We start from the raw sequence: 23654 nt of genomic DNA on the forward strand, positions 1-23654 counted from the left end.
CTGCGCAGCCGCTACCATGCACCAGGAGCGTCTCTCCTCAAAGCGCCGAAGGCTGCTGCTCGACAAACGCGCGAGCGCGGCGAATATTCCGGCATGACCATCATGAAACCCGGGGCCTCGGCATGAGCACGCCAGCAGACGATGTCGGCAAGCAGCTGCTGGCGATGCTGCCGGTGTTGCGGCGCTTCGCCCTGTCGCTGACGCGCTCTGCCGACAAGGCCGACGATCTCGTGCAATCGGCCTGCGAGCGTGCGCTGGCAAGCGCCGACCGGTACGAGCCGGGCACCCGTTTCGACGCGTGGATGTTCCGCATCATGCGCAATCTGTGGATCGATCGCCTGCGCCGCGAGAAGGTGGCGGGGCCGATGGACGACATTGATGACCGGTCGAACATCGTGGGCGTATCGGGTGAGCAGGTGATCGAGGCGCGCTCGGAGATGAGTAGCGTCAGCGATGCGATCGCCGCCCTGCCCGACGAGCAGCGCGAGGTGCTGATGCTGACCTGCGTGGAGGACATGCCATACAGGGAAGTGGCAGATATGCTGGGCATCCCCATCGGAACGGTCATGAGCAGGCTTGCGCGCGCGCGACGAAGATTGGCGGAAGCGACGGGAATAACCGGCGACGGGGCGCGTTCTTCCGTCCAACAGGGCAAGAGACCATGACCGGGCAACAATTCGACGATGAAATCCTGATGGCCTTTGCGGATGGCGAGCTCGACGAAGCTACCACCGGGGCGGTCGAACGCGCCATGGAAACCGACGACGATCTGGCGTTGCGCGTCGCTCTCTTCATGGAGACACGGGCAAGAGCGCGGGAGGCGATGGCTCCAATGCTGGACCAGCCCGTGCCGGAAGCGTTGCGCCGCTCAATCGAGGACATGGTCGCACGCCATGGCGGCGGGGACACGCAGACGGCCGAAGTGGTGGCCTTCCGGCCGGCCGCAAACGACAGGCGGCCTTCGATCGCCCGCTCCCGCTGGATAGCACCCATCGCGGCATCCACCGTCGCCGTGCTGGCCGGCGTAGCAGGATACTGGCTGGGCAGCGCCTCGCCCGCCCGCCAGGATGCGGGACTTGCGGTCGCAGGCCTTTCGGTAAACGGCCTTCCGGCCGCACTGGACAGCACGCCGTCGGGCGAGGAGATCGTGCTGGCCGGATCGGATGCAAGATTCCGCGCCATCGCGACCTTCGAGGACGGCGACGGCAGACTTTGCCGCGAGTTCGAGGTGGATATGCCGTCGCAGGCGACGCTGGTCTCGGTCGCCTGCCGGCAGGCCGGGGACTGGACGGTCAGCTTCGTCGTCGTGGCCGCCAGCGGTGCGGACGGCTATGCCCCGGCATCATCCCTCGACGCGCTGGACGCCTATCTCTCCGCCATCGGAGCCGGCGAACCGCTGGATGACGACGACGAGCGCGAGGCGCTTTCCGCCATCCGTTGACCGCGACACGCTGCGTGCGAAAAGGCCCGGCGCGAGGAGATTCGCGCCGGGCCCGCTTGAACGCCGGCCTGGAACTGGAACACGGGCCGGCATCCGCCCCTCGTTACATGGACGGCATGATGGCGATGTCGCGCACGCCCTCGCCCGCACCTTCGACCGCGCCGACCTCGGTGGCAGCGCCGGTCTCGAGATCGACCGAATAGAGCGTGCCGCCGCTCATCAGCCAGGCCTCGTTGCCGCCGTCGCCATCCGAAAGGATGTCGAAGCCGACTTCCGAGACCTCGATGCCGAGCTCGCCGACCGGGTTGAGAACGCCGTCATTCGGCGGATCCTGCAGGACCAGCCAGCCCGACGCGTCGATGTTGAAGAGCTGCGTCGATTCCGTTCCCGCCACCGAATTGGTATACGCGCCGGCGATGATGTTGGGCGTCTGGTCGCCTTCTGCGAAGCTGTGGCTGCCGTCTTCGGTCACTTCGCCCGTATCGACATTGATGCGCAGGCTGGTGCCATCATTGCCCATCACGCGCAGACGATCGGCTGCCGGGTTGAAGTCGACGGTTGCCATGACGCCGGCCGCCAGGTTGGTGGCAAGCGTGCTGACGGACGTTGCTGCCCCGCTCTCCGGGTCGATCGTAGCGACCGTGCCGTCCTCGAACACGCCGTAGAGCATGCCGTCGGAGGGGCGCACGTCGATGCCCAGCAGCCGGCCCTCGCCACCTTCCACGGTGACCGTGCCGGTCACGGACCGCGCCTCGGAATCGACCCAGACAAGGTCGCGGTCGCCAGCGAGCCCGACGACGGTGGCAGCCGCCGCAGGCGCGGCAATGGCGACACCGGTGCCGAACACGACGGCGGTGGCGAATGCGTTGGTAATCTTCATCATCATATCTCCTTTGATGGTCGTTCCCCGGGCGGATTGGCAAATTGGCCGCGCGGCGGGGTGGGGACGGGTGACCCACCGCGCGGCCGTTAAGCGCCGAGGCGCTTAGGAAGCGGGAAGCAGAACCTTGTCGATGACGTGGATCACGCCGTTCGACTGGTCGACATCGGCGATGGTCACGGTGGCGACGCCGCCGGTTTCGTCGGTCAGCGTGATGGCCTCGCCGTCCATCTTGGCCTGCAGCGTGCAGCCGCCAACGGTCTCGACCGCATGGGTGCCGCCGTCATCCGAGATCATCTTGCCGATCGCGTCGGACATCGCGTCCGCCGCCACGACGTGGCAGGTCAGCACCTTGGTGAGCTGATCCTTGTTTTCGGGCTTGAGCAGCTCGTCGACCGTGCCTGCCGGCAGCGCGGCAAAGGCGTCGTTGGTCGGCGCAAAGACGGTGAATGGGCCTTCACCCGACAGAGTCTCGACCAGACCCGCGGCCTGCACCGCGGCCACCAGCGTGGTGTGGTCTGCGGAGTTGACGGCATTCTCGACGATGTTCTTGTCGGCGTACATCGGCGCACCGCCGACCATGGGATTGTCCTGGGCGACGGCGAAGCCGGTGAGCGCCGTTGCCGCGAAGGCGCCGGCCACAATCGTGGATGTGAACTTGCGCATGTCCTTTAACTCCTCTCGAACTGCGTTTCCCTGAGACGGGACGCAAGCAGTTACGGGAGGCGATCCAGACAAGTTTCAGCGGCGAGGAAAAATATTTGCCGTAAAGGAAATCAGATCGAGCGCAGGTCGCCGGCGGCCACGACAGGCCCGGTCGGCTGGCCGGTGGGCGAGCCGCCCTCCGGCTCCATGCTGATGGCAAAAAGTGCGCCGGAAGCGATCATCTCGCGCTGCTGGGGAGACGTGCCCATGTGCACGTTGGCGCCGGCAGGTATGACGCCCAGCGACACGGGCGCACTGTCGCCTTCGATCACCCAGAGCTCGAAGTCGTGCGCGGCTTCAGGCTCGCCGGTCACGTGCGACAGACCGACCTGGCCGCTGGCGGCATCGTAGAGAACGAGATAGCGAACATCGGTCTCCTCGCTCGCCAGCGACGCCATCAGGCGCTCGGCAGGCTCGATGGCGGCCGGCGGCAGCATGATCGGCAGCGCCATGACAAGCAGGAAGGCGGCGACTGCGGCGGCGGCGAGGCCACGCCAGAAGGTGAGGCTTTGCAGCAGGCCCGGTCTGGCTGCCGAGACCTGAATGGGTGCCCCGAACAGCCGTGCGTCGATTGAGGTCTTGATGGCCGCCGGAGCCTCCACCTCGTCATATCCGGCGTTAAGCGGCGAGAGCCTGTCTTCCCACGCCTCGACGAGCAGGGCGAAGGCAGCGTCGCTTTCGATGCGCGCCGCCGTCTCCTGCCGCTCCGCAGCGGGCAGGACACCCAGAACGTACTCGGCGGCGAGCAGGTCGTCGCCTACGTGTTCCCGTTCTCTGTCGTCCGCCGGCGTCATCGCTCGAGGCATTCCTTCAGCTTCATCAGGCTGCGCCGCAGCCAGGTTCTCATCGTGTTGAGCGGCACGGAAAACCGCTCGGCAAGTTCGGCGTAGCTGTCGCCGTTGAGATAGGCGCCGCGCACCGCCGAAGCGCGGTCTTCTTCCAGCTCTTCCAGACAGGCGTGAATCTGCTCGCGCTCGCTGCCCGCGATCGCCTGCGCTTCCGGGCCCGGCGTCTCGTCTGCCACCTCGACCGCGTCGTCCATCGCAGCCGTCTTCTCGCGGCGCGCACGAATGCGGTCGATCGAGTGGTTGCGCGCGATGGCGACCAGCCATGATATCGGACTGAGATCGGAAGCCGCAAAACGGTCAGCTTTCGTCCATATCTTGACGAACACTTCCTGCAGCGCCTCCTCGGCCTCACCCCTGTCGACCAAGACACGCAGGCACACGCCGAAAAGTTTCGCGCTCGTTCGCCGGTAAAGCAAATCGAATGCAGCCCGGTCCTTCATGGACACGCGCACGATAAGTCTGGTGATGTCTTGCGAAGCTGGTTGCGGCGACGTCATTGGGCGAGGAAGCTAGCGTTTTCAGCCGATATTGCAATGGCAGGCAGTGAGAGTAGCCGGTAAGACTTCATAGATTTATCGCTGCTAATATGTGTCCCGAAATCGGGGACGAGAAATGCAATCCAGTATCGCCTTGAGCATCGGCCTGCCGGCGGCGCTCGTCATCATCATGCTGGGGCTGGGCCTGTCGCTGCGCTTCGACGATTTCGCACGCGTGCTTGCCCGCCCGCTGCCCGTCATCATCGGCCTTGCGCTTCAGGTGGTGCTGTTGCCGGCGATCTGCTTCGTCCTTGTCTATCTCTGGAGCCTACCGCCTGCCATCGGCGTCGGCATGATGCTGCTGGCCGCCAGCCCCGGCGCCACATCGGCCGCGCTTTACACCCACCTTGCGCGCGGGGACGTTGCGCTCAGCCTTTCCATGGCCGCGTTTTCGTCGCTCCTGGCGATCTTCAGCCTGCCGATCATCGTCAACCTCTCGCTCGTGGCGTTCCATGGCGAGGGCGGAGCGGTGGCGCTGCAGATCCATCAGGTTCTGCAAATCTTCGTGATCGCCATTGTGCCGGCGATTGTGGGCATACTCATCCGCAGCCGCTATCCTTCACTCGCTGCAAGCCTCGACCGGCCGGTCAAGCTGCTTGCCACCGTGTTTCTGGCGATCGTCGTGATCTTCGCGCTGATAAGCCAGTGGAGCCTGCTGGCCGAATGGGGACCGATGGTCGGCGCGGTGACGCTGATCTTCAACCTCATCTGCTTTGCCGTCGCCTTCTTCGTTCCTCGCGCGCTCGGCGTTGAACACAGGCAGGCTGTCGCGCTGGCCATGTCCATCGGCATCCGCAACGCCGCGCTCGTCATCGCGCTGGCGATGAGCGAATTCATGCTCAACGATGCGGAGATGGCGATCCCGCCCGCCATGTACGGGCTCGTCGCCTACATAACCGGCGCCATTCTCGTCTGGCTTCTGAATCGCAGGCCGGTCGCGGCCTGACCTCAGTGTGAAAGCAGGACCGGCATGCGCAGATCGTCGAGCACGCCTTGCGTTGCGCCGCCCAGCACGAAATCGCGCAACCGCGAGTGGCCGTAGCCGCCCATAACGAGCAGACCCGCGCCCCGGTCGATGGCGCTCTTCTGCAAGGTTTCGGCGATCAGCCTGCCCTCGCATCTGAGCGGGACGGCTGACGCGTCGAGCCCCTGCCGCGACAGCCCCATAGCCAGCCGCTCGGCCGCGTCGCGGCTGGCCGGCTTGTCGTCCACCACCGCCAGTACCGACACACGTTTCGCCCTGACGAGGAAGGGTTGCGCATCGGCCGCGGCGCGCGCCGCCACGCGGCTGCCGTCCCATGCGACGGCGATGTGGTCTAGAGCACCCACCGTCACGTCCTCGGGTAGCAGCACGGCCGGGCGGCCCGATGCGAAGATGACAGCCTCTGCGACGCTGCGCGAGGTCTGGTTGCCGGCCTCCCATCCCAGGAGCCCGATGTTGAAGTAGCGCGCATGGGTCGCAGCCGTCTCGGCAAGCAGTCCGGGGGTCGCGGTCAGCGCGTTGCTGGTTGCCTTCACGCCGGCCTCGGAGGCGGATTCGGCCACGAGCGTCAGCAGATGCTCGCCGCCCTTTCGGCTTTCCTCCTCCGTTTCGCGTATCATCCCGGGCACATCGAGCAGGAAGCGCGAAAGCGCGTTCGACACCTGCGGGATCGTGGCGTCGAGAGCCAGGGCGTGGATGTCGGCGTCCAGCAGGCGGGCCACCGCGACCGCATTCTTCGCGACCGCGTCGGAGTTTCGTTGGGGGTAGGTGACGAGGGGAAGGAGGGCCTGAAGCTTCACGGGTGCGTTCTCCTGTGCCGCATTTGCTGCGGTCAATTCATCGCCGTTCCGGACGTCGCGCGCCTTGATCGGAATCAACGTCGCGCCGCATCCCGCGCGCTACCCCTTGCATGACGATGGAGCGCATCATGACCGAACTGAAAAACCTTACCCCCAGCTTCCGCCACGTCCGGCTTCTGCTGGCGCGCGAGAAGGATCACCCTGAAGGCGATCGCGACGAGGGCTACGACCTGCTTGTCCCCCTTGATGCCGAAGGCAGGCTCGACGCCGCCGAGTGGAAGGCGCATCAGGCGCTGTGTCGCGTGCGCCATTTCCGCGCCGGGGACAGCGACCGGATAGGACGGCTGCGGCGCAAGCCCGGCGGCACCTGGTATTTTGACTATCAGGAAGGCGAGCGCGACGACGAGATCGGCTTCAGGCTCGGCGGGGAGCGGTTCGTCACCGGCGAGTATGTCTCGGTCGGCCGCAACGGCACGATGCACACCTATCAGGTGGCCCGCGTGGAGAAACCATGAGCGCGCGCTGCGCTTCACGCCACGAGGCTTGCGCCGGGCCCCTGCATGGCTAGATTTGGTGGCCGGCGTTCCTCGGCGTGCAGTGCAATCTCAGGTCTCAGACAGCCCGCCCATGGTGGATCACAACACATCCGGACAAGGCCGTCTCTTCAGGACCCTCGTTTCCGGCTCGTATGCGGGGTGGCCCGGCTATCTGCTCGCGCTCGCGCTCGTTGCGACGGCGACGGCGCTGCGGATGCTTCTGCGGGACAGCCTCGACGACCACGCAGTGTTCGCGCTCTTCGCACCGGTGGCCCTTGTGGCAGCCGTGGCCGGCGGGATCGGGCCGGGACTGGCGGCGCTGGGCCTTTCGCTGGCTTCGATGGCCTGGCTGCGCGGAACTGGCGGCTCGCCGGCCATTGCTACCGAGATGGCGCTTCTGGCGGCATCCGGCCTCGTGATCGTGTGGATCGGCGGCAAACTCTACCGCACCTTGCGCGATATTCACGAAACGCGGATGGCGCTCGGCCAGCGCGAGGCGCATCTGCGCTCCATCCTCGACACGGTGCCCGACGCGACGGTGGTGATAGACCATGCCGGGGCGATCGTCTCCTTCAACGCCGCCGCGGTGCGCCAGTTCGGCTACAGCGAACCGGAGGTGGTGGGCCGCAATGTGAACCTGCTGATGCCCGAACCCTATCGCAGCGGGCATGACGGCTACATCCAGCGTTATCTGTCCACGGGTGAAAAGCGCATCATCGGCATCGACCGCGTGGTGGTTGGGCGCCGCAAGGACGGCTCGACCTTCCCGATGAAGCTGGCCGTCGGCGAGATGCAGTCCGGCGGCGCGGCCTATTTCACCGGTTTCATCCGCGACCTGACCGAACGCGAGGAATCGGCGGCGCGGCTGGAGGAAATCCAGAGCGAACTGGCGCGTCTGGCGCGGCTGAACGAACTGGGCGAGATGGCCTCCACGCTGGCCCACGAGCTCAACCAGCCGCTCTCGGCGGTAGCCAACTACGCGCAGGGCTGCACCCGCCTCCTGCGCGACATGGACGACGCGGTCTCCGCGCGCATGCGCGAAGCGCTGGAGGAAATCGCGCGCCAATCGCTGCGCGCGGGGCAGATCATCCGCCACCTGCGCGAATTCGTCATGCGCGGCGAGACGGAGAAGGCGCCCGAGGACATCCGCAAGCTGGTGGAGGAGGCAGGCGCACTCGCGCTGGTGGGCTCGCGCGAGCGCGGCGTACGCTCCGTATTCGACTTCGCGCCCGGCGCGGACATGGTGATGGCCGACAGGGTGCAAATCCAGCAGGTGCTCATCAACCTGATGCGCAATGCGATGGATGCGATGCGCGACAGCGAAAAGCGCGAACTGACGATACGCACCGCCCCGGCAGGCGCGGGCGAGGTTGTGGTCGAGGTTTCCGACACCGGGCCGGGCATCGCACATGACGTCGCCCCGCAGCTCTTCCGCCCCTTCGTCACGACCAAGGCCGGCGGCATGGGCATCGGCCTGTCGATCTCGAAACGCATCATCGAGGCGCATGGGGGCGAGATCGAGGTCAGGAGCAACCCGCAGGGCGGAGCCACTTTCCGCTTCACCCTTCCCGCCTATGAGGATGCGCGCTGAATGGATATCGGAGACTACACCGTCCACATCGTCGATGACGAGGAACCCGTCAGGAAGTCGCTCGCCTTTCTGCTGACCATGGCCGGCTTCACCGTGCGCGTGCACGATTCCGCCACCGCCTTCCTCGACGCAGCGCCGGCGATCCGCAATGGCTGCCTCGTCACCGACCTGCGCATGCCGGACATAAGCGGCGTGGAACTGCTGCGACGGCTGGGGGATATGTCCGCGAACATCCCCTCCATCGTTATCACCGGCCATGGCGACGTGCCCATGGCGGTGGCCGCCATGAAGGCCGGGGCGCTCGACTTCATCGAAAAGCCTTTCGAGGACGAGGTTCTGATCGCGGCGATCAGGCGTGCCGCCACAAAGCTCGCCAAAAATGCGGCCGGTGAGGATATCGGGGCGATCCGAAGGCGTCTCGACACGCTCAGCGAGCGCGAACGCGAGGTCTTGTCGGGCGTCGTCGCCGGTCTGCCCAACAAGACCATCGCTTACGATCTCGACATCAGCCCGCGCACTGTCGAGGTGCACAGGGCGAACGTCATGACCAAGATGGAGGCGCGCAGCCTGCCCGAACTGGTGCGCATGGCACTGGCGGCCGGCTTCGGGCCGGCCTGATCTGTGCCGTGTCGCCTGCGACGTTTTGACTTCGCTCAAAGCGCCTTAGCCGCGAAGCGCCTAAGCAGGCGGGCATGACGGGTGGATCGCCATCCGCAGATCGCCCGGAGAAGGCTGCCTTGCACCCCGTTCCCACCGTCCTCGTCGTCGTGCCCGATCCCGAGTTGCGGCGCTCGGTCGAGTTCGCGCTGGAGGCCGAGGGCTACCGGGTCGATTCCTACGCGACGCTGGGTGCGGCCTTCGCTGCGCCCGGACCTTTCGGCGCGGGCTGTGCCGTCGTTGATGAGAACGCGATCTCCGGCCGCCGCGGTGCGGCGACGCGACTGGACGGGCTGGGTGGGCCGGTGATCCTGCTTGCCGACCGCATGAGGACCGTGCCGCATGCGGCGGGCCTGACGGTGCTGACGAAGCCGCTTCTGGGCCGGCTTCTGGTGGAAACGGTCGACGAAATCGTCGCCTCCCTCGATGTCGCACGCCCCGCTACGTAGTTTCCCGTAGGGACATAACCGAATTTCGCGCAAGCGCGATTGGCGCGACACCTGCCCCATCGCACCGATGGGGAGAAAGCCAATGACCGTCCACCCGCTACCGGCAGATTTTGGGGCGTTTCCCTTCGCCCTACCCGGCGGCCATCCCGCCGATTCCAGGCACGCGCAGCCGGTGACCTGCCACGCCGCGGGCAACGAGATCTACGCGCAGGGAGAAAAGGCCGGCTGCCTCTACCAGGTGGAGTTCGGCGCGGTGCGGGTCTACCGGCTGTTGTCCGACGGCCGCCGTCAGATCTCGGCCTTTCATCTGGCCGGCGAGGTCTTCGGCTTCGAGGCCGACGGCACCCACCACTTCTTTGCCGAAGCCATCGGCGCGACCGGCATCCGCACCCTTCGCCTGCAAGCCGCAGCCGACCTGTCACACGCGCTGCTGCCGCTGGCGCTGCAGAGCCTCGTTCGCGCCCAGGAACATCTGCTGGTGCTTGGCCGCCAGCAAGCCGCCGAACGCGTCGCCGCCTTCCTGCTCGACATGGCCGAACGGCAAGGCGTCCTCGAACGCTTCGATCTGCCGATGTCGCGTACAGACATTGCGGACTATCTGGGCCTCACGATCGAAACCGTCTCGCGCGTGTTCAGCAAGCTCAGGGAAAAGGGCATCATCCGGTTGCATGGGTTGCGCGGCGTCGAGATCGCGCGCTGGCAGACGCTGCGCGACATGAGCGAATAGGGGAACGGGGTGACAGGACGGCGCGGGCGGACGTAATCTCCGCAAGCCAGTTGCAGGAGAACGACGATGCTCAAGGACCTCTTGATCTATCTCCCTTCCTACCCGCGCCCGGTTTCGCGAAGTGCCCTGCGCCGCGCCATCGACTTTGCCCGGCGCATGGAGGCGCATGCGACCTGCATCGTCGGCGAGACGACCGTGCCGCCGCCCGTCGCCTTCCATCCCTATGGCGTGGACCTTGAAACGAGACTGGCCGAACGACAGCGCGAAGTTCACCAGACGGCTCGCTCCGAGCTTGCGGCGTTCGAGGAAGAGGCCAGCCGCGTCGGCCTCGCGCATGAAGGCAGAATCGTCAAAAGCGCCTACGGCGAGGAGGACGATCAGCTTCTGGCCGCAGCGCGGCTTCACTCCTTGACGGTGGTGCCGATGCCCGAGGATGCGGAAGCTTCGGCCGATCTGGTGCAGACATTGGTCTTCGAGGCGGGGCGCCCAGTGCTGGTGCTGCCGGAGGGTGGGAGCGAAACTTTCAGCCTGGACGACGTCGTCGTCGCGTGGGACGGGACACGCGCCGCTGCCCGCGCGGTGGCCGATGCCATGCCGCTGCTGGAGCGCGCGGCCAAGGTGCGGATCGTCACCGTCGGCCGTGACAAGCCACTACCCGAGCACGGCAGCGCCCACGATCTGGCGACGCATCTTCGCCGAAACGGCATCAAGGCGACGGCGCAGGAGGAGGAGCGCGGCAGCCGCTCGGTAGGCGGGGCGCTGGATCAGGCCGCCGGAAAGGCGGACCTGATGGTGATGGGCGCTTTCGGGCACTCGCGCATCCGCGATTTCTTCCTCGGCGGCGCGACACGACATGTGCTCCGAGAGCCCCGCCGGGCTACCCTTCTGTCGCACTGAAGCCGATTCAGCCCTTTCTCGCCGGCACGACCATGATGTCGCAAGGCGCTTCGTCGAGGATGCCGATCGTGGTCCCGCCGAGCAGGACCGTCATAAGCCCGCCCGCGCCGTGGGTTCCCACCATGACGAGGTCTACGTCCTCCTTCACGACATGGTCGGCCAGTGCGACCGCCGCGTCACGGCCAGGCACGACCGCGACGCGTACCGCGTCGCTCCCGCCATGGCGGGCGAGGAATGCCCTCGCCTCGCTTTCCGCCTCGTGCCGTTCCCTTGCGCCCGTCGTCGCCACGAAGGGCAGGTCATAGGCGTTGAAAAGGGTGATCTTGCCCGGATCGAAGAGACGCGAGGCGACATCGAGCGCGACCGCCGAGACGGCGGAAAAATCGCTAGAGACCAGAATGCGCCGATACGCGCCGCGCGGCCGCTTCTTCACCACCAGCATCGGCACGGGCGCATGACGCGCAAGCGCGGTGACCGTGCTGCCGCGAATCGTCTGGCCGAGCGGATCGTTGCCGGCAATGCCGGTGACGATGAGGTCGCATCCCTGCCTGGCGGCGATGTCGAGAATGAGCCTGTCGGAGCGGCCCTCAGCAACGGTGAAGTCGAGCGGGACACCCTCTACGTCCGCGAAATCCTCCCTCAGGAGCCGTAGCGCCCGGTCTGCCGCGCCGTCCGTCGTCGGGCGGGGCGGCTGGTCGTTTGGCGCATCGAGCGCGTCGATCGCATGCACCACCGTGAGCCTCGCGCCCCATCGCCGGGCCAGGTCGATGGCGCGCTCGCGCGCCCGGTCGCAGCGCGCGCTGAGATCGGTGGCGAAAAGCAGATGTGCGGGCGTCGAAGCGTCGGTGGCTGTCATGGGTGTTTCCGTTGCTCGGTCAATTGTACCGCTTCGATGAACCTCAGCCTATATCCGTTCCAGCTCCCGACCTTTGCCACAACGCAAAAGGGCGACCCGAGGGCCGCCCTTTCGTTTGCCGTTGCGCCGACTGCTATTCGCGGTTGCCCAGGAACTGCAGCAGGAACATGAACATGTTGATGAAGTCGAGATACAGGCGCAGCGCACCCATGATCGCCTTGCGGCCTGCGACCAGCGTGCCGTCGCCCTCGTAGTACATCTCCTTGATCTTCTGGGTGTCGTAAGCCGTGAGGCCGGCGAACACCAGAACACCGATCGCCGAGATGGCGAACTGCAGGGCGGGCGAGCCCAGGAAGATGTTCACGATCATCGCGATGATGAGACCCCAGACGCCCATGATCAGGAACGAACCCATGCCCGTCAGGTCGCGCTTGGTCGTGTAGCCGAACAGCGACAGGCCAAGGAAGGCGGTGGCGGTGATGAAGAACGTCTGCACGATCGAGGCGCTGGTGTAGACCAGGAAGACCGAGGACAGCGACACGCCCATCAGCGCGGCGAAGACCCAGAACGTGGTCTGCGCGGCCGACAGGCTCATCTTCTCGACGCGGAACGACAGGAAGAAGACCATTGCCAGCGGTGCGAGCATGACGACCCAGCGCAGCGGCGAGGTGTACAGCAGCACGCCGAAATTGGTCAGCGACGTTCCGTTCGGAAGCGTGGCGACCGCAGCGGACGGGTTGGTGGCAAGCCATACGGTGCCAAGCGCGGCAAGGCCGGTGATTGCGAGGCCAAGCGCCATCAGGTTGTAAACCTTGATCATGTAGGCGCGCAGGCCTTCGTCGATCGAGGCGTCGGCGCGCGAACCGGCGGTCGCGACGCGTGCCTGATAGTTGCGAAGATCAGCCATGGAAATTCCTCTTTGTGTGCTCGTGTTCCGTCGGGTGTCGGGCATACGCCCAGGCGCCGCTGGCGGAACTCCAGCATGCCTTTGGAGAATATGCTCATTCTTGGCCCGGAGAACAAGGCCTGTTGCGGCGCGAAACGCCGCGTGAGCGTCACAAAGCGTTCATCTGCGACATCGGACCGCTCGGGTGGTTAACGCCGCGCGGCTCCCGTCAAAGATTTCGCAGCACCGGCGCGGCCTTGTGGCCCAAAACCCGCCATGTCCCCACGAGCCCGAAGCCGACCGTCAGCACCAGCGCGATGACGACCGTCGAAACCGCCACTTCCGGCAGGAAGGCGGATGGCAGCGACATGATCCGCGCGATCACGAACCACGCGGCGATCCCGCCGGCAAGCAAAGCGAATATCGCAGTCGCCAGCCCGATGATCGTGTATTCGAGCGAGAAGGCCTGGATCAGCGTGCGCCGCGTCGCGCCAAGCGTTTTCAGCACCACGGCATCGTGCACGCGGGCCCGGTTTCCGGCTGCAAGCGCGCCCGACAGCACCAGCACCGAGGCGATCAGCGCAACGGCCGCAGCAGCCCTGATCGCGACGGCAAGCTGCGCCACGATGGAATTGACGATCTCCAGCGCATCCTTGACCCGAACGCTCGTCACCGAAGGGAAGGTGCGCGTTACGGCGTTCAGCAGCCGCGCCTCGTCCGCGGGCGTGGCCTGCTCGTCCGACAAGGTGGCAAGCCACGAATGCGGCGCGCCGGCGAATGTGTTGGGCGAAAACACCATGACGAAGTTGATGCCCAGCGATTCCCACTGCACCTCGCGGAAATTCGCGATGCGCGCCGTTATGTTGCGCCCAAGCACGTTGACCGTCACGGTATCACCGAGCTTGAGGCCAAGTTCTCCGGCCTCCTGTGCGGCGAAGGACACCAGCGGCTCACCCTCGTAATCGGCGTCCCACCACTGGCCCGCCGTCAGCGTCGAGTTTTCCGGCACGTTGCGGGCATAGGTGATGCCCCTGTCTCCGCGCAGCACCCATGCTCCTTCCGGTGGCACCTGTATCTCGCGCACGTCGATGCCATTGAGCTCCATCACGCGCCCGCGCAGCATCGGCACGCGGATCAGCTTGCCGTCGGGCGCTTCGGCAGCGACGAGCTCGGCGAATGCGTCGGCCTCGCCGCTCTGGATATCGACGAAGAAGAAGTTGGGCGCCTGTTCGGGCAGGTTTCCGGCGATCTGGCGGCGCAGGTTGCCGTCGATCAGTGCCAGCGTCACCAGAAGCGTCAGGCCGAGCCCCAGCGACAGCACCACCGACGGCGTCAGCGCACCGGGTCGATGAATGTTGCCGATGGCCAGCCGCAGCGCGGTGGAGCGCACGCGCGGGCTGCGTTTCGCCAGCCACTGGACCGCGACACCGACCATGCGAAGCACGAGAAAGGCGAATATGGCCGCGCCGACGAAGATGATGGCGATGCGCCGGTCGGTGGCCGTCCAGACCGCGAGGCCGGCAAGTGCGACCGCGATCGCCAGTGTCCCCAGCAGATAGACAGGGCGCGGCATTCCGTGGGCGTCGAACCCCATTTCGCGGAACAGCGCCGTTGCGGGTACGTCTCGCGCGCGGCCGAGCGGCAGGAGCGCAAACGCCAGCGTGACCAGCACGCCGAAAACGGCGGCCAGCGCCAGCGCACCGGGATAGATCCCGCCCGCCGTCGGCACGGGCAGGACGGAAGACAGGAGCGCGCCGGCAGCCGGCGGCATCATCGCCCCGAGGACGAGCCCGGCCAGGATGCCGATGGCCGCGATGGCGAGGATCTGGACCAGATAGACGATGAAGACGAAGCGGCCTGATGCGCCAAGGCTCTTGAAGGTGGCGATCACGCCGCGCTTGCCGTCAAGATAGGCGCGCACGGCGTTGGCGACGCCGACGCCGCCAACGACCAGCGCGGTAAGGCCCACCAGCGTGAGGAACTGCGAGAAACGCTCGACATTGGACGACAGCGAAGGTGCTGCGTTGGTGCGCCCCCGTATGCTCCATCCCGCCTCGGGAAGTTCGGCCGACGCCCGGTCGCGGATTTGCTGCAGGGTTGCCTCGGTCGAGCCTTCCGGCAATCGCACCTTGTAGGCATGCTCGACCAGGCTGCCCGGCTGGATCAGACCGGATGCGCGAAGCCCGTCCAGCGACACGAGCAGCCGCGGCGCAAGCCCGAACCCGTCCGAGATGGCGTCCGGTTCGGTGACGATGCGGGCGCGCAGTTCGATATCGGCATTCCCGAGCCTGATGCGATCTCCTACCGAAAGGCCCAGCCGGTCGAAGAGGATGTCGGCGGCAGCGGCACCCTGCGCGCCGTCGCGCTCGGCCAGCAACTCATCCAGCGGAATGCTGGGCTCGGTGACGAGTTCGCCATAAAGCGGATAGAGCCCGTCGACGGCCTTCACTTCCACAAGCGTCTGGTCGGAGCCGTCTGCCAGCCGCGCCATCGAGCGCATGTTGGCGCTCTCCGCGACCGTGCCGAGGCCGTCCAGGAAAGCGCGCTCGCGCTCGTCCGTCTCGCGGTGAATGAGCTGGAACCGGATATCGCCGCCAAGCAACTCCTTGCCCTGCGATTCGACGCCATAGGTGATGGCGCGGGCAACGGAGTTGACGCCTCCGATGGCCGCCACCCCCAGCGCAATGCAGGTGATGAAGATCAGGAAGCCGGAAAGCCCGCCGCGCATCTCGCGCAGCGCGAAACGCACGGCGAGGCGGAAACTGCGCGACCCGTCGCTCATGCGTTGACCGCCGCCAGTTCCGGGGCGGTTTCGATGCGGCCCGACCGCATGGCGATCTGCCTTGTACAGCGCGCGGCGAGGCTGGGGTCGTGCGTGACCAGCACCAGCGTCATGCCACGCTCGTCGGCCTTGGAGAAAAGCAGGTCGGCGATGGTGCGGCCGGTCGCCTGGTCGAGATTGCCGGTGGGCTCGTCGGCTATGAGGATCGCGGGTTCGGGCGCCAGAGCCCGTGCGATGGCGACGCGCTGCTGCTCGCCGCCCGAAAGCTCGCCGGGATAATGCGTGACGCGCTCGGCCAATCCCACCGCGGCCAACTCGCGCTGCGCCACCGCGAAGGGATCGGGATGGCCTGCCAGTTCCAGCGGCACGGCGACGTTTTCGAGCGCCGTCATGTTCGGGATGAGATGGAACGACTGGAACACGATGCCGACATTGCGGCCGCGAAACGCCGCCACCTCGTCCTCGCTGCGGTTGTCGATGCGCTGACCGGCGATGTGCACCTCGCCGGCATCCACCTTCTCCAGACCCGCCAGAACCATTAGCAGCGTCGACTTGCCGGATCCCGACGGGCCGACGATGCCGGTCGCCTCGCCCTTTCTCACGGCAAGGCTGACACCTTTCAGCACATGGACCGATGAAGCACCTTCACCCAGGGTAAGCGATACGTCTTTCATCTGGATGACGGTTTCTGTCACGGGCGGAGTTCCTATATGAGGGTCGTCGGGGCAGGCGCCGGTCACATATGGGTTGTAGAGCATGGCTTTCAAACGATTTCGCGACGTTTTGATGGGCGCCGGGCTGGCGCTGCTGGTGTCGGTTGCGGCAAGCGCTGCCGAAACCGTCAGAATCGTCGGTTTCGGCGACAGTCTGATGGCGGGATACCAGCTCGACGCCGGCCAATCCTTTCCCGAGAGGCTTGAAGTCGCGCTTAAGGCGCGCGGTCACGATGTCGTGATAACCAATGCGGGCGTCTCCGGCGATACCACGGCTGCGGGGCTCTCGCGTCTCGACTGGTCGGTGCCGGACGATACCGACCTCGTGATCCTCGAGCTGGGTGCCAACGACATGCTGCGCGGCATCTCGCCCGACGTGACCGAAAGTAACCTCGTGTCGATGATCGAGCGGTTGCAGGAGCGCGACATCAGCGTCGTGCTTGCGGGCATGGTGGCCGCTCCCAATCTTGGCCCAGACTACGGCGAGCGCTTCAACGGCATCTTCCCGCGGCTGGCAGAAACTTACGACCTGTCCTTCTATCCGTTCTTCCTCGACGGGGTGGCTGCGGACGCTTCGCTGCTGCTCGAAGACGGCATGCATCCGAACGCCGAGGGCGTCGATCGCATGGTTGAGCGGTTCTTGCCGGTCATCGAGGAAGCGCTTCCTGGAACCGGAGACGGCGCATAGTTGTTTCCCACAGGTTCCGCAACGGAATCGCCGCGCTGCACAAAACAGCTTGCCCGATCGCACGATCGGTGATTCGCTGGCCTTGAGCAGTCGATTCGAGGAGGTAGCAATGCCTAGACTATTCACCGCCCTCGAGATACCGCGTGACGCCGCCCTTTCGCTCTCTCTCCTGCGCGGCGGCCTCCCCGGAGCGCGCTGGATCGACGTCGAGAACTACCACCTCACTCTGCGCTTCTTCGGCGATGTCGAAGGCCATGTCGCCGACGAGATCGCCAACGCGCTCGACAGGGTTCGCAGGCCCTCCTTCAACCTTACACTTTCCGGGGTAGGCGCCTTCGGGTCGAAGAAGCCGCATTCGCTTCACGCCTGCGTCGCTGCCTCACCCGACCTGATTGCGCTGCAGGCGGAGATCGAACGCATCTGCCAGCGCCTCGGCCTGCCCGCCGACCCGCGCAAATTCGTTCCCCACGTCACGATCGCAAGGCTGCGCAATTCGAGCCCGATCGAGGTCGCCGGCTATCTGTCGGCGCGCGGCAACTTCGCCACCATGCCCTTCAGGGTCGGCCGCTTCGTGCTGATGTCCTCGCGTGATTCGGTCGGCGGCGGTCCCTACATCGTCGAGGAAGCCTGGCCGCTCGTGGGCAGGGACAACGGGCGCGCCGCCGTTGCGGAGCCGTCCCTCGACGCGTTCCCGATCATGCGGTAGCGACAATGGCGCGCGACAAACTCGACAGCGAAGCCGTGAGCAGGGCCCTTGCCGAGCTCGATGGCTGGGCACTGGAAGACGGCGGCGTCGCGATCGTTCGCAACTTCGCCTTCAGGAATTTCAGCGAGGCGTTCGGCTTCATGGCCCGCGCGGCCCTTGCCGCCGAAAAGCTCGACCATCATCCCGAGTGGTCGAACGTCTACAACAAGGTCGATGTCCGGCTGAGGACGCACGATGCAGGCGGGCTGACCGATCTCGACTTCAAGCTCGCCCGCAAGATGAACGGGTTTGCCGGCAACTGAAACTGTCGCAGGACTGACAGAATCGATCGATATGCGCTAGGTTGAGTTATCTCCCCAAAGCGACAGGTTCGGCCATGATTCCCGTTTCCATTTCCGTCCTCACCATCTGCGGCATCGAAGAGCTGCCGGCGCAGAGCAAGCGCTCGGTGTCCCACGTTCTCTCCGTGCTCGACCCCGAGCTCCCGGAGATCGCCACCTTCGCCGATTACGGCGAGCATCACCGCACCACGCTGCGCTTTCACGACATCATCGACCCCGCAGATGGCAGGGTGATGCCCGAGCGCGAGCATGTCGAATCGATCCTGAAATTCGGCGAGGAGCTGCGGGCGTCGAAGGAAGCGCGCGAGGACGGCCATCTGCTTGTTCACTGCCACATGGGCATCAGCCGCTCGACGGCCGCGATGGTCACGCTGATGTCGCAGGTGGAACCCGAGCTGTCGGATGACGAGCTGTTTGCCCGCCTGCGCACGATCCGCCCGCAGGCATGGCCCAACTCGGTCATGATCGCGTTTGCCGACGACCTGCTCGGCCGCAAAGGCCGTCTGATCGAGGCGCTGCGCGGCCACTATCGCCACCAGCTCGTCGCCCAGCCGAAATATCGCGAATGGATGCCGTCGCTCGGCCGCGGGCGGGAAGTCGACATGGCTCTGTGATCGTCGGGCGCGCGCCACTTGCAACCGGCGCGCGCTACGCCCATCTCAACAATATGGAAAAGAGCGTCGTTACCGAGGCCCGGCTGGGTGAAATTCTCAAGCCCGTTTCGCCTGAGGAAAACACCCGGCGGGAAAAGCGCGTGCGCGACAACTTCTGGCGCACGGCGCGCAAGGCCGCGCGTCATATACCCTTCATGGAGGATGTGGTCGCCGCCTATTTCGCTGCACTCGACAGCAGGACGCCCACCCGGGTGCGTGGAACGCTGCTGGCGGCGCTGGCCTATTTCGTCATGCCCATCGACCTGGTACCCGACTTTATCGTCGGCTTTGGCTTCACCGACGATCTGGCAGTGCTGACTGCCGCCGTCACGGCGATCCAGGGCCACATCAAGCCATCGCACCGCAAGGCGGCGCGCAATGCGCTCGACCGGGACGACGCTTAGCTCTCCAGGCTCCCCGTTCCAGTCAAACTCTCGCCGCTTTTGCCGTTTTCAACACGCTGAAGGGATGCGGCATGCCGTCTTGGGCGCGAAAAGTCCGGGCGGTATATGGGTGGCAAAGCGGCGGGGCGCGTACGGTCGTGCGGTTCACTCTTTGGTAACCCTGATTAAATTAACATGAAACGAATGGGACCTCGATCTGGGGCCAGTTCGATCACCCGTACACGACCACGCACAGGGATACTTTTACGACGATGCGCGGAACAATCCTTTCGATCTCCTGCCTCGCCATGATGGCACTCGCCACGCCGGCGCTCGCCCAGTCGGCGACCAAGATCGGCCAGCACAATGCCTGGGGCACCTACTCCTACGACGCCAACAACAGCAAGGTCTGCTATGTGCTGACCGTGCCCACCGAAATGCAGCCTCCCACCCTGAACCACGGCGACATTTTCTTCTTCGTCAGCCAGAAGCCGGGGCAGAACGTCTCCTACGAGCCGCAGTTCATCGCCTCCTATGACTTCCAGACCAACTCGAAGGTGAACGTCACCGTTGGCGATCGCTCGTTTTCGATGTTCACGCGCGGAAAGTCGGCATGGATGGAGAACGCCGCCGAAGAGCCCCAGCTCATCGCCGCCATGCGCGCCGGCGCCGACATGAAGGTGCAGGCGACTTCGGGTCGCGGCAACGCCACCAACTACACTTTCTCTCTGCGCGGCATCACCGCGGCGCTCAACTCGATCCAGACCTGCCAATAGAATCGGGTCGCCAATCGGCATCGAAAGGCCGGGCCCAGGCGTCCGGCCTTTTGCATTGGCGGCATTCTTCTGCTATGTGCCCGGCCAAACTGGCACGCGGACGCTGCCGCCACTATCTTTCCTGACCATGACGCTATCACTAGACCTCACCTCGGCGCAGACGCGCGCTGCACTTGCTGCAAATGCGCGCCTGCCGGAAAAGCCTTCCCTGATCGGCCTCACCCGCGAGGAGATGGCCGACGCGCTGGCCGTTGCCGGCGTGCCGGAGCGCCAGCGCCGGATGCGTGTCCAGCAGCTGTGGCACTGGCTCTACGTGAGGGGCGTCAGCGACTTCTCGCAGATGTTCAACATCTCCAAGGATTTGCGCATGGAGCTCGATCGCCACTTCTCGATCGCGCGACCCGAGATCGTCGAAGAGCAGATTTCGAGTGACGGCACGCGCAAGTGGCTATTCCGGTTTCCTCCGCGCGGCGCAGGCCGCCCCGTAGAGATCGAGACCGTCTACATTCCCGAGGAAGGCCGCGGCACGCTGTGCATCTCCAGCCAGGTCGGCTGCACGCTCACCTGCTCCTTCTGCCACACCGGCACGCAGAAGCTGGTGCGCAACCTGACCGCCGAGGAAATTCTCGTCCAGCTGATGACGGCGCGCGACCGGCTTGGCGATTTCCCCGACCGCGACACGCCCGACGGCGCGATCGTGCCGGCGGAAGGCCGCAAGGTCTCCAACATCGTCATGATGGGCATGGGCGAGCCGCTCTACAATTTCGAGAACGTCAAGAAGGCGCTGCTGATCGCATCCGACGGCGATGGGCTCTCCCTGTCGAAGCGGCGCATCACGCTATCCACCTCCGGCGTAACGCCCGAGATCACCCGCACCGGCGAGGAGATCGGCGTCATGCTGGCGATCTCGCTGCACGCCGTGCGCGACGATTTGCGTGACATGCTGGTGCCGATCAACAAGAAGTATCCGCTCGACGCGCTGATGGAGGCGTGCCGCAACTATCCCGGCCTCTCCAATGCGCGCCGCATCACCTTCGAATATGTGATGCTGAAGGACGTCAACGACAGCATCGACGACGCCAAGGAACTGGTGCGCCTGCTGCGCGGCATCCCCGCCAAGATCAACCTGATACCATTCAACCCGTGGCCGGGCACCAACTACCAGTGCTCCGACTGGGAGACGATCGAGAAGTTCGCCGACTACATCAACCAAGCAGGCTACGCCTCGCCGATCCGCACGCCGCGCGGCCGCGACATCCTCGCCGCCTGCGGACAGCTCAAGTCGGAATCGGAGCGCATGCGCAAGACCGACCGCCTCGCGCTTGAAGCGATGATGATCGCCGGGCACGGCGAGGCTTGAGCCGGGTCTTCGATTATCTGGCCCGCTTCGCCGTCATCGTATTCGGGTTTCTCTGCGCCGCCATTGCGGCAAGTTTCTTCGCCAACCTGCTTATCATCGGCACTTTCGGCTGGACCGACACCGCGCCCTTCGCGTTCAGCGGACCGATCTATTTCACGGTCTTCTTTCTCGCGGCCTTCTTCGCCTGGCACGCATTCTTCCCCGCAATGGCCGCCATCCTGCTGGCCGAGATTCTTCAGCGCAGGGACGGGCTGACGCATACGCTTGCCGGCGGCGGCGTGTCGCTGGCGGCCGTGGCCTTCGCTGCTCCCGATCTGTTCTTCGACACAGGCCTGACGGCTGCGTTGCTGGCCTGCGGCCTCGTCGGCGGCTTCGTATACTGGATGGTCGCCGGCCGCACTTCCGGCGAGTGGCTCGACAGGCAGCCGGTGAATTGACCGCCGATCGCTTATCGGGCTGAAGCCGTCAGAATGCGCAGCGCGAAAACCGAGAACACGCCGGCGAACAGATAGTCGATGGCGCGCATGATGCGCGGCGTTCTTCGCAGCAGGTTCGAGAACCCGTCCGCCGCCAGCACCATCGGCACCGTCACCGGCAGCGATATCGGGATGAACAGCAGGCCCAGGAACAGAAGCTTCTGCGCCGCGTAGGGGTCGCTGGCCGATACGAACTGCGGCAGGAAGGTCATGAAGAACAGCACGATCTTCGGGTTGAGCAGGTTGATCGCAAGTCCCATCGCCCAGTTGCCGACGAGCGAGCGCGGCTTCACCGGCTTGCCATCCAGCGAAAAGGCCGAGCCGTGGCGGATCGCCTGTATGGCGAGCCAGATCAGGTAGCCGGCGCCGAATATCTTGAGCGCCAGGAAAGCCTGAGGCGAGGCTGCGATCAGCGCCGAGAGCCCTAGAGCCACCAGCAGCGTATGGACCATGACGCCCGTCATAGCGCCCGCCATGCAGGCAAGGCCTGCCGCGCGGCCCTGCGACAGCGCGCGTCCCACGAACAGCGTCATATCGGGGCCTGGCGTAATCGCGATGATGAACGTGGCAACGGCGAACTGGGCAATGATGGCGAGGTCAGGAACGAAGCTCATGGTGGCACGGCCCGGCGCGATGGACGATCACGACTTCATACACCGCATGCTGCCTGCTGGCGAGAACCGGCGACGGGAAAGCAGACTGTCGACAATGCAGCGTGAACGACGTCGAAAACGGTTGCAACAGCAACGATATGCCATAATGTATGCAGGCTGAATTCACAAAAAACATAAGATTCAGCCAAAATGGGAGGAGATGGAATGACGAAAGCAGCGATTTCTCGCCGCAGGTTTCTGCACAACTCGACTTTGGGCGGCGCGGCTGTCGCCGCGACCACCCTTGCCGCGCCAGCCGTGCTCGCACAGGCACCGGTCCGTCTGCGTATGCAGACCTCGTGGCCCTCTTCGGACATATTCCAGGAGATGGCGCAGCAGTATGTGGATCGCGTGCACGCGATGTCAGGCGGCAGGCTTCAGATCGACCTTCTGCCCGCAGGTGCAGTCGTCGGCGCGTTCCAGGTTCAGGACGCCGTCCATGACGGCGTGATCGACATATGCCACACGGTCACCGCCTACTGGTACGGCAAGAACAAGGCTTCCTCGCTGTTCGGTACCGGCCCGATCTTCGGCGGAGACGCTGCCGCCATGCTCGCCTGGATTCACAACGGGGGTGGTCAGGAGCTCTACAGGGAGCTTGTCGAGGACATTCTGGGCCTCAACATCATTGGCCGCTTCGCGATGCCCATGCCCACGCAGCCACTGGGCTGGTTCAAGGAGCCCATCGAAAACGTCTCGCAACTTGCCGGCCTCCGCTATCGTACGGTCGGGCTTGCGGCAGATCTCTTGCAGGCCATGGGCCTGTCTGTTGCGCAGCTTCCCGGCGGCGAGATTGTACCGGCCATGGAACGCGGCGTGATCGATGCGTTCGAGTTCAACAACCCCACCTCCGATATGCGTTTCGGCGCACAGGATGTGGCCAAGAACTACATGATGGGCTCGTTCCATCAGGCCAACGAGTTCTTCGAGTTCAATTTCAACCGGGACATGTGGGACGGCCTCGACGAGGATCTGCGCGCCATTCTCGACCACTCCACCGAGGCGGCCAACACCGCCAACTATGCGCTCGCGCTCAGCCAGTATTCACAGGACCTGCTGCGCCTGCGCGACGAAAATGGCGTCAACATCATACGGACGCCACAGGACTTCCTTCAGGCGCAGCTGGAAGCGTGGGACCAGATCATGCCGGACCTGATGGCCGATGAGTTCTTCGCCAAGGTGGTGGAAAGCCAGAAGCAGTGGTGCGACAGGGTCGGCTACTACAGCTTCTTCAATCAGACTGACTACAAGATGGCGTACGAGCATCATTTCCCCGGCAAGCTGGGATTCTGAGCGGTGGACGGCAACGAAGGTGGCCAGCCGGCCACCTTC

Annotated in this window: 28 protein-coding genes; 18 read left to right on the forward strand and 10 right to left on the reverse strand. The window is 65.2% G+C overall.

The window, feature by feature from the left end; all coding sequences use genetic code 11:
• Positions 1-122: 122 nt before the first annotated feature.
• Together FY036_RS13690 and FY036_RS13695 are read left to right on the forward strand one after the other, a co-directional pair.
• The gene (locus FY036_RS13690) at positions 123-665 is read left to right on the forward strand and encodes an RNA polymerase sigma factor (RefSeq protein WP_148915307.1); all 543 of its coding nucleotides are present in this window, start codon (positions 123-125) and stop codon (positions 663-665) included.
• A complete protein-coding gene (locus FY036_RS13695) occupies positions 662-1441 on the forward strand; it encodes an anti-sigma factor family protein (protein ID WP_148915308.1) in 780 nt (259 codons plus the stop codon). Before FY036_RS13690 ends, FY036_RS13695 begins: the two co-directional genes overlap by 4 nt.
• Before the next feature lie 103 nt (positions 1442-1544).
• Here the strand turns inward: FY036_RS13695 and FY036_RS13700 are convergent, their stop codons facing one another.
• The 4 genes from FY036_RS13700 to FY036_RS13715 form a co-directional block, all read right to left on the reverse strand.
• Positions 1545-2324: a DUF4394 domain-containing protein gene (locus FY036_RS13700; protein ID WP_148915309.1), complete on the reverse strand. Its 780-nt coding sequence runs from the start codon at positions 2322-2324 to the stop codon at positions 1545-1547.
• A gap of 102 nt (positions 2325-2426) precedes the next feature.
• Positions 2427-2987, reverse strand: coding sequence for a fasciclin domain-containing protein (locus tag FY036_RS13705; RefSeq protein ID WP_148915310.1), 561 nt, complete (start codon positions 2985-2987; stop codon positions 2427-2429).
• A gap of 110 nt (positions 2988-3097) precedes the next feature.
• Positions 3098-3820 carry an anti-sigma factor gene (locus FY036_RS13710; RefSeq protein WP_148915311.1) on the reverse strand — a complete coding sequence of 241 codons (723 nt, stop codon included), beginning with the start codon at positions 3818-3820 and terminating at the stop codon, positions 3098-3100.
• Positions 3817-4371 carry a sigma-70 family RNA polymerase sigma factor gene (locus tag FY036_RS13715; RefSeq protein ID WP_148915312.1) on the reverse strand — a complete coding sequence of 185 codons (555 nt, stop codon included), beginning with the start codon at positions 4369-4371 and terminating at the stop codon, positions 3817-3819. The genes FY036_RS13710 and FY036_RS13715 overlap by 4 nt, the downstream gene beginning before the upstream one ends.
• Before the next feature lie 115 nt (positions 4372-4486).
• Here FY036_RS13715 and FY036_RS13720 point away from each other — a divergent pair, with 115 nt between their 5' ends.
• On the forward strand, positions 4487-5356 hold the full coding sequence (locus FY036_RS13720) for a bile acid:sodium symporter family protein (protein WP_148915313.1): 870 nt from the start codon (positions 4487-4489) through the stop codon (positions 5354-5356).
• A gap of 2 nt (positions 5357-5358) precedes the next feature.
• On the opposite strand, the gene FY036_RS13725 is transcribed toward FY036_RS13720, so the two are convergent.
• A complete protein-coding gene (locus FY036_RS13725) occupies positions 5359-6192 on the reverse strand; it encodes a universal stress protein (RefSeq protein WP_148915314.1) in 834 nt (277 codons plus the stop codon).
• A 128-nt stretch (positions 6193-6320) separates the two neighbouring features.
• Here FY036_RS13725 and FY036_RS13730 point away from each other — a divergent pair, with 128 nt between their 5' ends.
• From FY036_RS13730 to FY036_RS13755, 6 genes are all read left to right on the forward strand, one after another.
• The gene (locus FY036_RS13730) at positions 6321-6707 is read left to right on the forward strand and encodes a hypothetical protein (RefSeq protein WP_148915315.1); all 387 of its coding nucleotides are present in this window, start codon (positions 6321-6323) and stop codon (positions 6705-6707) included.
• Positions 6708-6900: 193 nt separating this feature from the next.
• The gene (locus tag FY036_RS13735; RefSeq protein WP_235897684.1) at positions 6901-8319 is read left to right on the forward strand and encodes a two-component system sensor histidine kinase NtrB; all 1419 of its coding nucleotides are present in this window, start codon (positions 6901-6903) and stop codon (positions 8317-8319) included.
• Between the two features lie 6 nt (positions 8320-8325).
• Complete coding sequence (gene fixJ / locus FY036_RS13740; RefSeq protein ID WP_148915608.1) at positions 8326-8937, forward strand: response regulator FixJ; 612 nt, start codon at positions 8326-8328, stop codon at positions 8935-8937.
• Between the two features lie 119 nt (positions 8938-9056).
• Positions 9057-9425, forward strand: coding sequence for a response regulator transcription factor (locus FY036_RS13745; RefSeq protein WP_148915317.1), 369 nt, complete (start codon positions 9057-9059; stop codon positions 9423-9425).
• Positions 9426-9507: 82 nt separating this feature from the next.
• Positions 9508-10152, forward strand: a complete 645-nt coding sequence (locus FY036_RS13750) for a helix-turn-helix domain-containing protein (RefSeq protein WP_148915318.1) — start codon at positions 9508-9510, stop codon at positions 10150-10152.
• Positions 10153-10218: 66 nt separating this feature from the next.
• Entirely contained in the window at positions 10219-11049 is an 831-nt protein-coding gene (locus FY036_RS13755; RefSeq protein ID WP_148915319.1) for a universal stress protein, read from the forward strand.
• A 7-nt stretch (positions 11050-11056) separates the two neighbouring features.
• Here the strand turns inward: FY036_RS13755 and FY036_RS13760 are convergent, their stop codons facing one another.
• The 4 genes from FY036_RS13760 to FY036_RS13775 form a co-directional block, all read right to left on the reverse strand.
• Positions 11057-11905: a universal stress protein gene (locus tag FY036_RS13760; RefSeq protein ID WP_148915320.1), complete on the reverse strand. Its 849-nt coding sequence runs from the start codon at positions 11903-11905 to the stop codon at positions 11057-11059.
• Between the two features lie 133 nt (positions 11906-12038).
• A complete protein-coding gene (locus FY036_RS13765; protein ID WP_148915321.1) occupies positions 12039-12812 on the reverse strand; it encodes a Bax inhibitor-1/YccA family protein in 774 nt (257 codons plus the stop codon).
• Between the two features lie 208 nt (positions 12813-13020).
• The gene (locus tag FY036_RS13770) at positions 13021-15573 is read right to left on the reverse strand and encodes an ABC transporter permease (protein WP_148915322.1); all 2553 of its coding nucleotides are present in this window, start codon (positions 15571-15573) and stop codon (positions 13021-13023) included.
• On the reverse strand, positions 15570-16268 hold the full coding sequence (locus FY036_RS13775) for an ABC transporter ATP-binding protein (RefSeq protein WP_148915323.1): 699 nt from the start codon (positions 16266-16268) through the stop codon (positions 15570-15572). The genes FY036_RS13770 and FY036_RS13775 overlap by 4 nt, the downstream gene beginning before the upstream one ends.
• A 61-nt stretch (positions 16269-16329) precedes the next feature.
• On the opposite strand from FY036_RS13775, the gene FY036_RS13780 reads away from it, so the two are divergent.
• The 8 genes from FY036_RS13780 to FY036_RS13815 all read left to right on the forward strand — a co-directional run bounded on the left by FY036_RS13780 (position 16330) and on the right by FY036_RS13815 (position 21630).
• The gene (locus tag FY036_RS13780; protein WP_148915324.1) at positions 16330-16974 is read left to right on the forward strand and encodes an arylesterase; all 645 of its coding nucleotides are present in this window, start codon (positions 16330-16332) and stop codon (positions 16972-16974) included.
• A 109-nt stretch (positions 16975-17083) separates the two neighbouring features.
• Positions 17084-17680: an RNA 2',3'-cyclic phosphodiesterase gene (gene thpR / locus FY036_RS13785; protein ID WP_148915325.1), complete on the forward strand. Its 597-nt coding sequence runs from the start codon at positions 17084-17086 to the stop codon at positions 17678-17680.
• A 5-nt stretch (positions 17681-17685) separates the two neighbouring features.
• On the forward strand, positions 17686-17982 hold the full coding sequence (locus FY036_RS13790; RefSeq protein WP_148915326.1) for a 4a-hydroxytetrahydrobiopterin dehydratase: 297 nt from the start codon (positions 17686-17688) through the stop codon (positions 17980-17982).
• A 74-nt stretch (positions 17983-18056) separates the two neighbouring features.
• Positions 18057-18635 carry a tyrosine phosphatase family protein gene (locus FY036_RS13795; RefSeq protein ID WP_148915327.1) on the forward strand — a complete coding sequence of 193 codons (579 nt, stop codon included), beginning with the start codon at positions 18057-18059 and terminating at the stop codon, positions 18633-18635.
• Positions 18636-18688: 53 nt separating this feature from the next.
• Positions 18689-19078 carry a YkvA family protein gene (locus tag FY036_RS13800; RefSeq protein WP_148915609.1) on the forward strand — a complete coding sequence of 130 codons (390 nt, stop codon included), beginning with the start codon at positions 18689-18691 and terminating at the stop codon, positions 19076-19078.
• A gap of 251 nt (positions 19079-19329) precedes the next feature.
• Positions 19330-19833, forward strand: a complete 504-nt coding sequence (locus FY036_RS13805) for an invasion associated locus B family protein (RefSeq protein WP_148915328.1) — start codon at positions 19330-19332, stop codon at positions 19831-19833.
• Positions 19834-19960: 127 nt separating this feature from the next.
• Positions 19961-21193, forward strand: a complete 1233-nt coding sequence (rlmN, locus tag FY036_RS13810) for a 23S rRNA (adenine(2503)-C(2))-methyltransferase RlmN (protein WP_148915610.1) — start codon at positions 19961-19963, stop codon at positions 21191-21193.
• Entirely contained in the window at positions 21190-21630 is a 441-nt protein-coding gene (locus FY036_RS13815; protein WP_148915329.1) for a hypothetical protein, read from the forward strand. Before rlmN ends, FY036_RS13815 begins: the two co-directional genes overlap by 4 nt.
• An 11-nt stretch (positions 21631-21641) precedes the next feature.
• On the opposite strand, the gene FY036_RS13820 is transcribed toward FY036_RS13815, so the two are convergent.
• Positions 21642-22283: a LysE family translocator gene (locus FY036_RS13820; protein WP_148915330.1), complete on the reverse strand. Its 642-nt coding sequence runs from the start codon at positions 22281-22283 to the stop codon at positions 21642-21644.
• Positions 22284-22487: 204 nt separating this feature from the next.
• Here FY036_RS13820 and FY036_RS13825 point away from each other — a divergent pair, with 204 nt between their 5' ends.
• Complete coding sequence (locus FY036_RS13825; RefSeq protein WP_148915331.1) at positions 22488-23615, forward strand: TRAP transporter substrate-binding protein; 1128 nt, start codon at positions 22488-22490, stop codon at positions 23613-23615.
• Positions 23616-23654 lie beyond the last annotated feature (39 nt).

The organism is Neoaquamicrobium microcysteis (assembly GCF_008180155.1).
GTDB lineage: Bacteria > Pseudomonadota > Alphaproteobacteria > Rhizobiales > Rhizobiaceae > Aerobium > Aerobium microcysteis.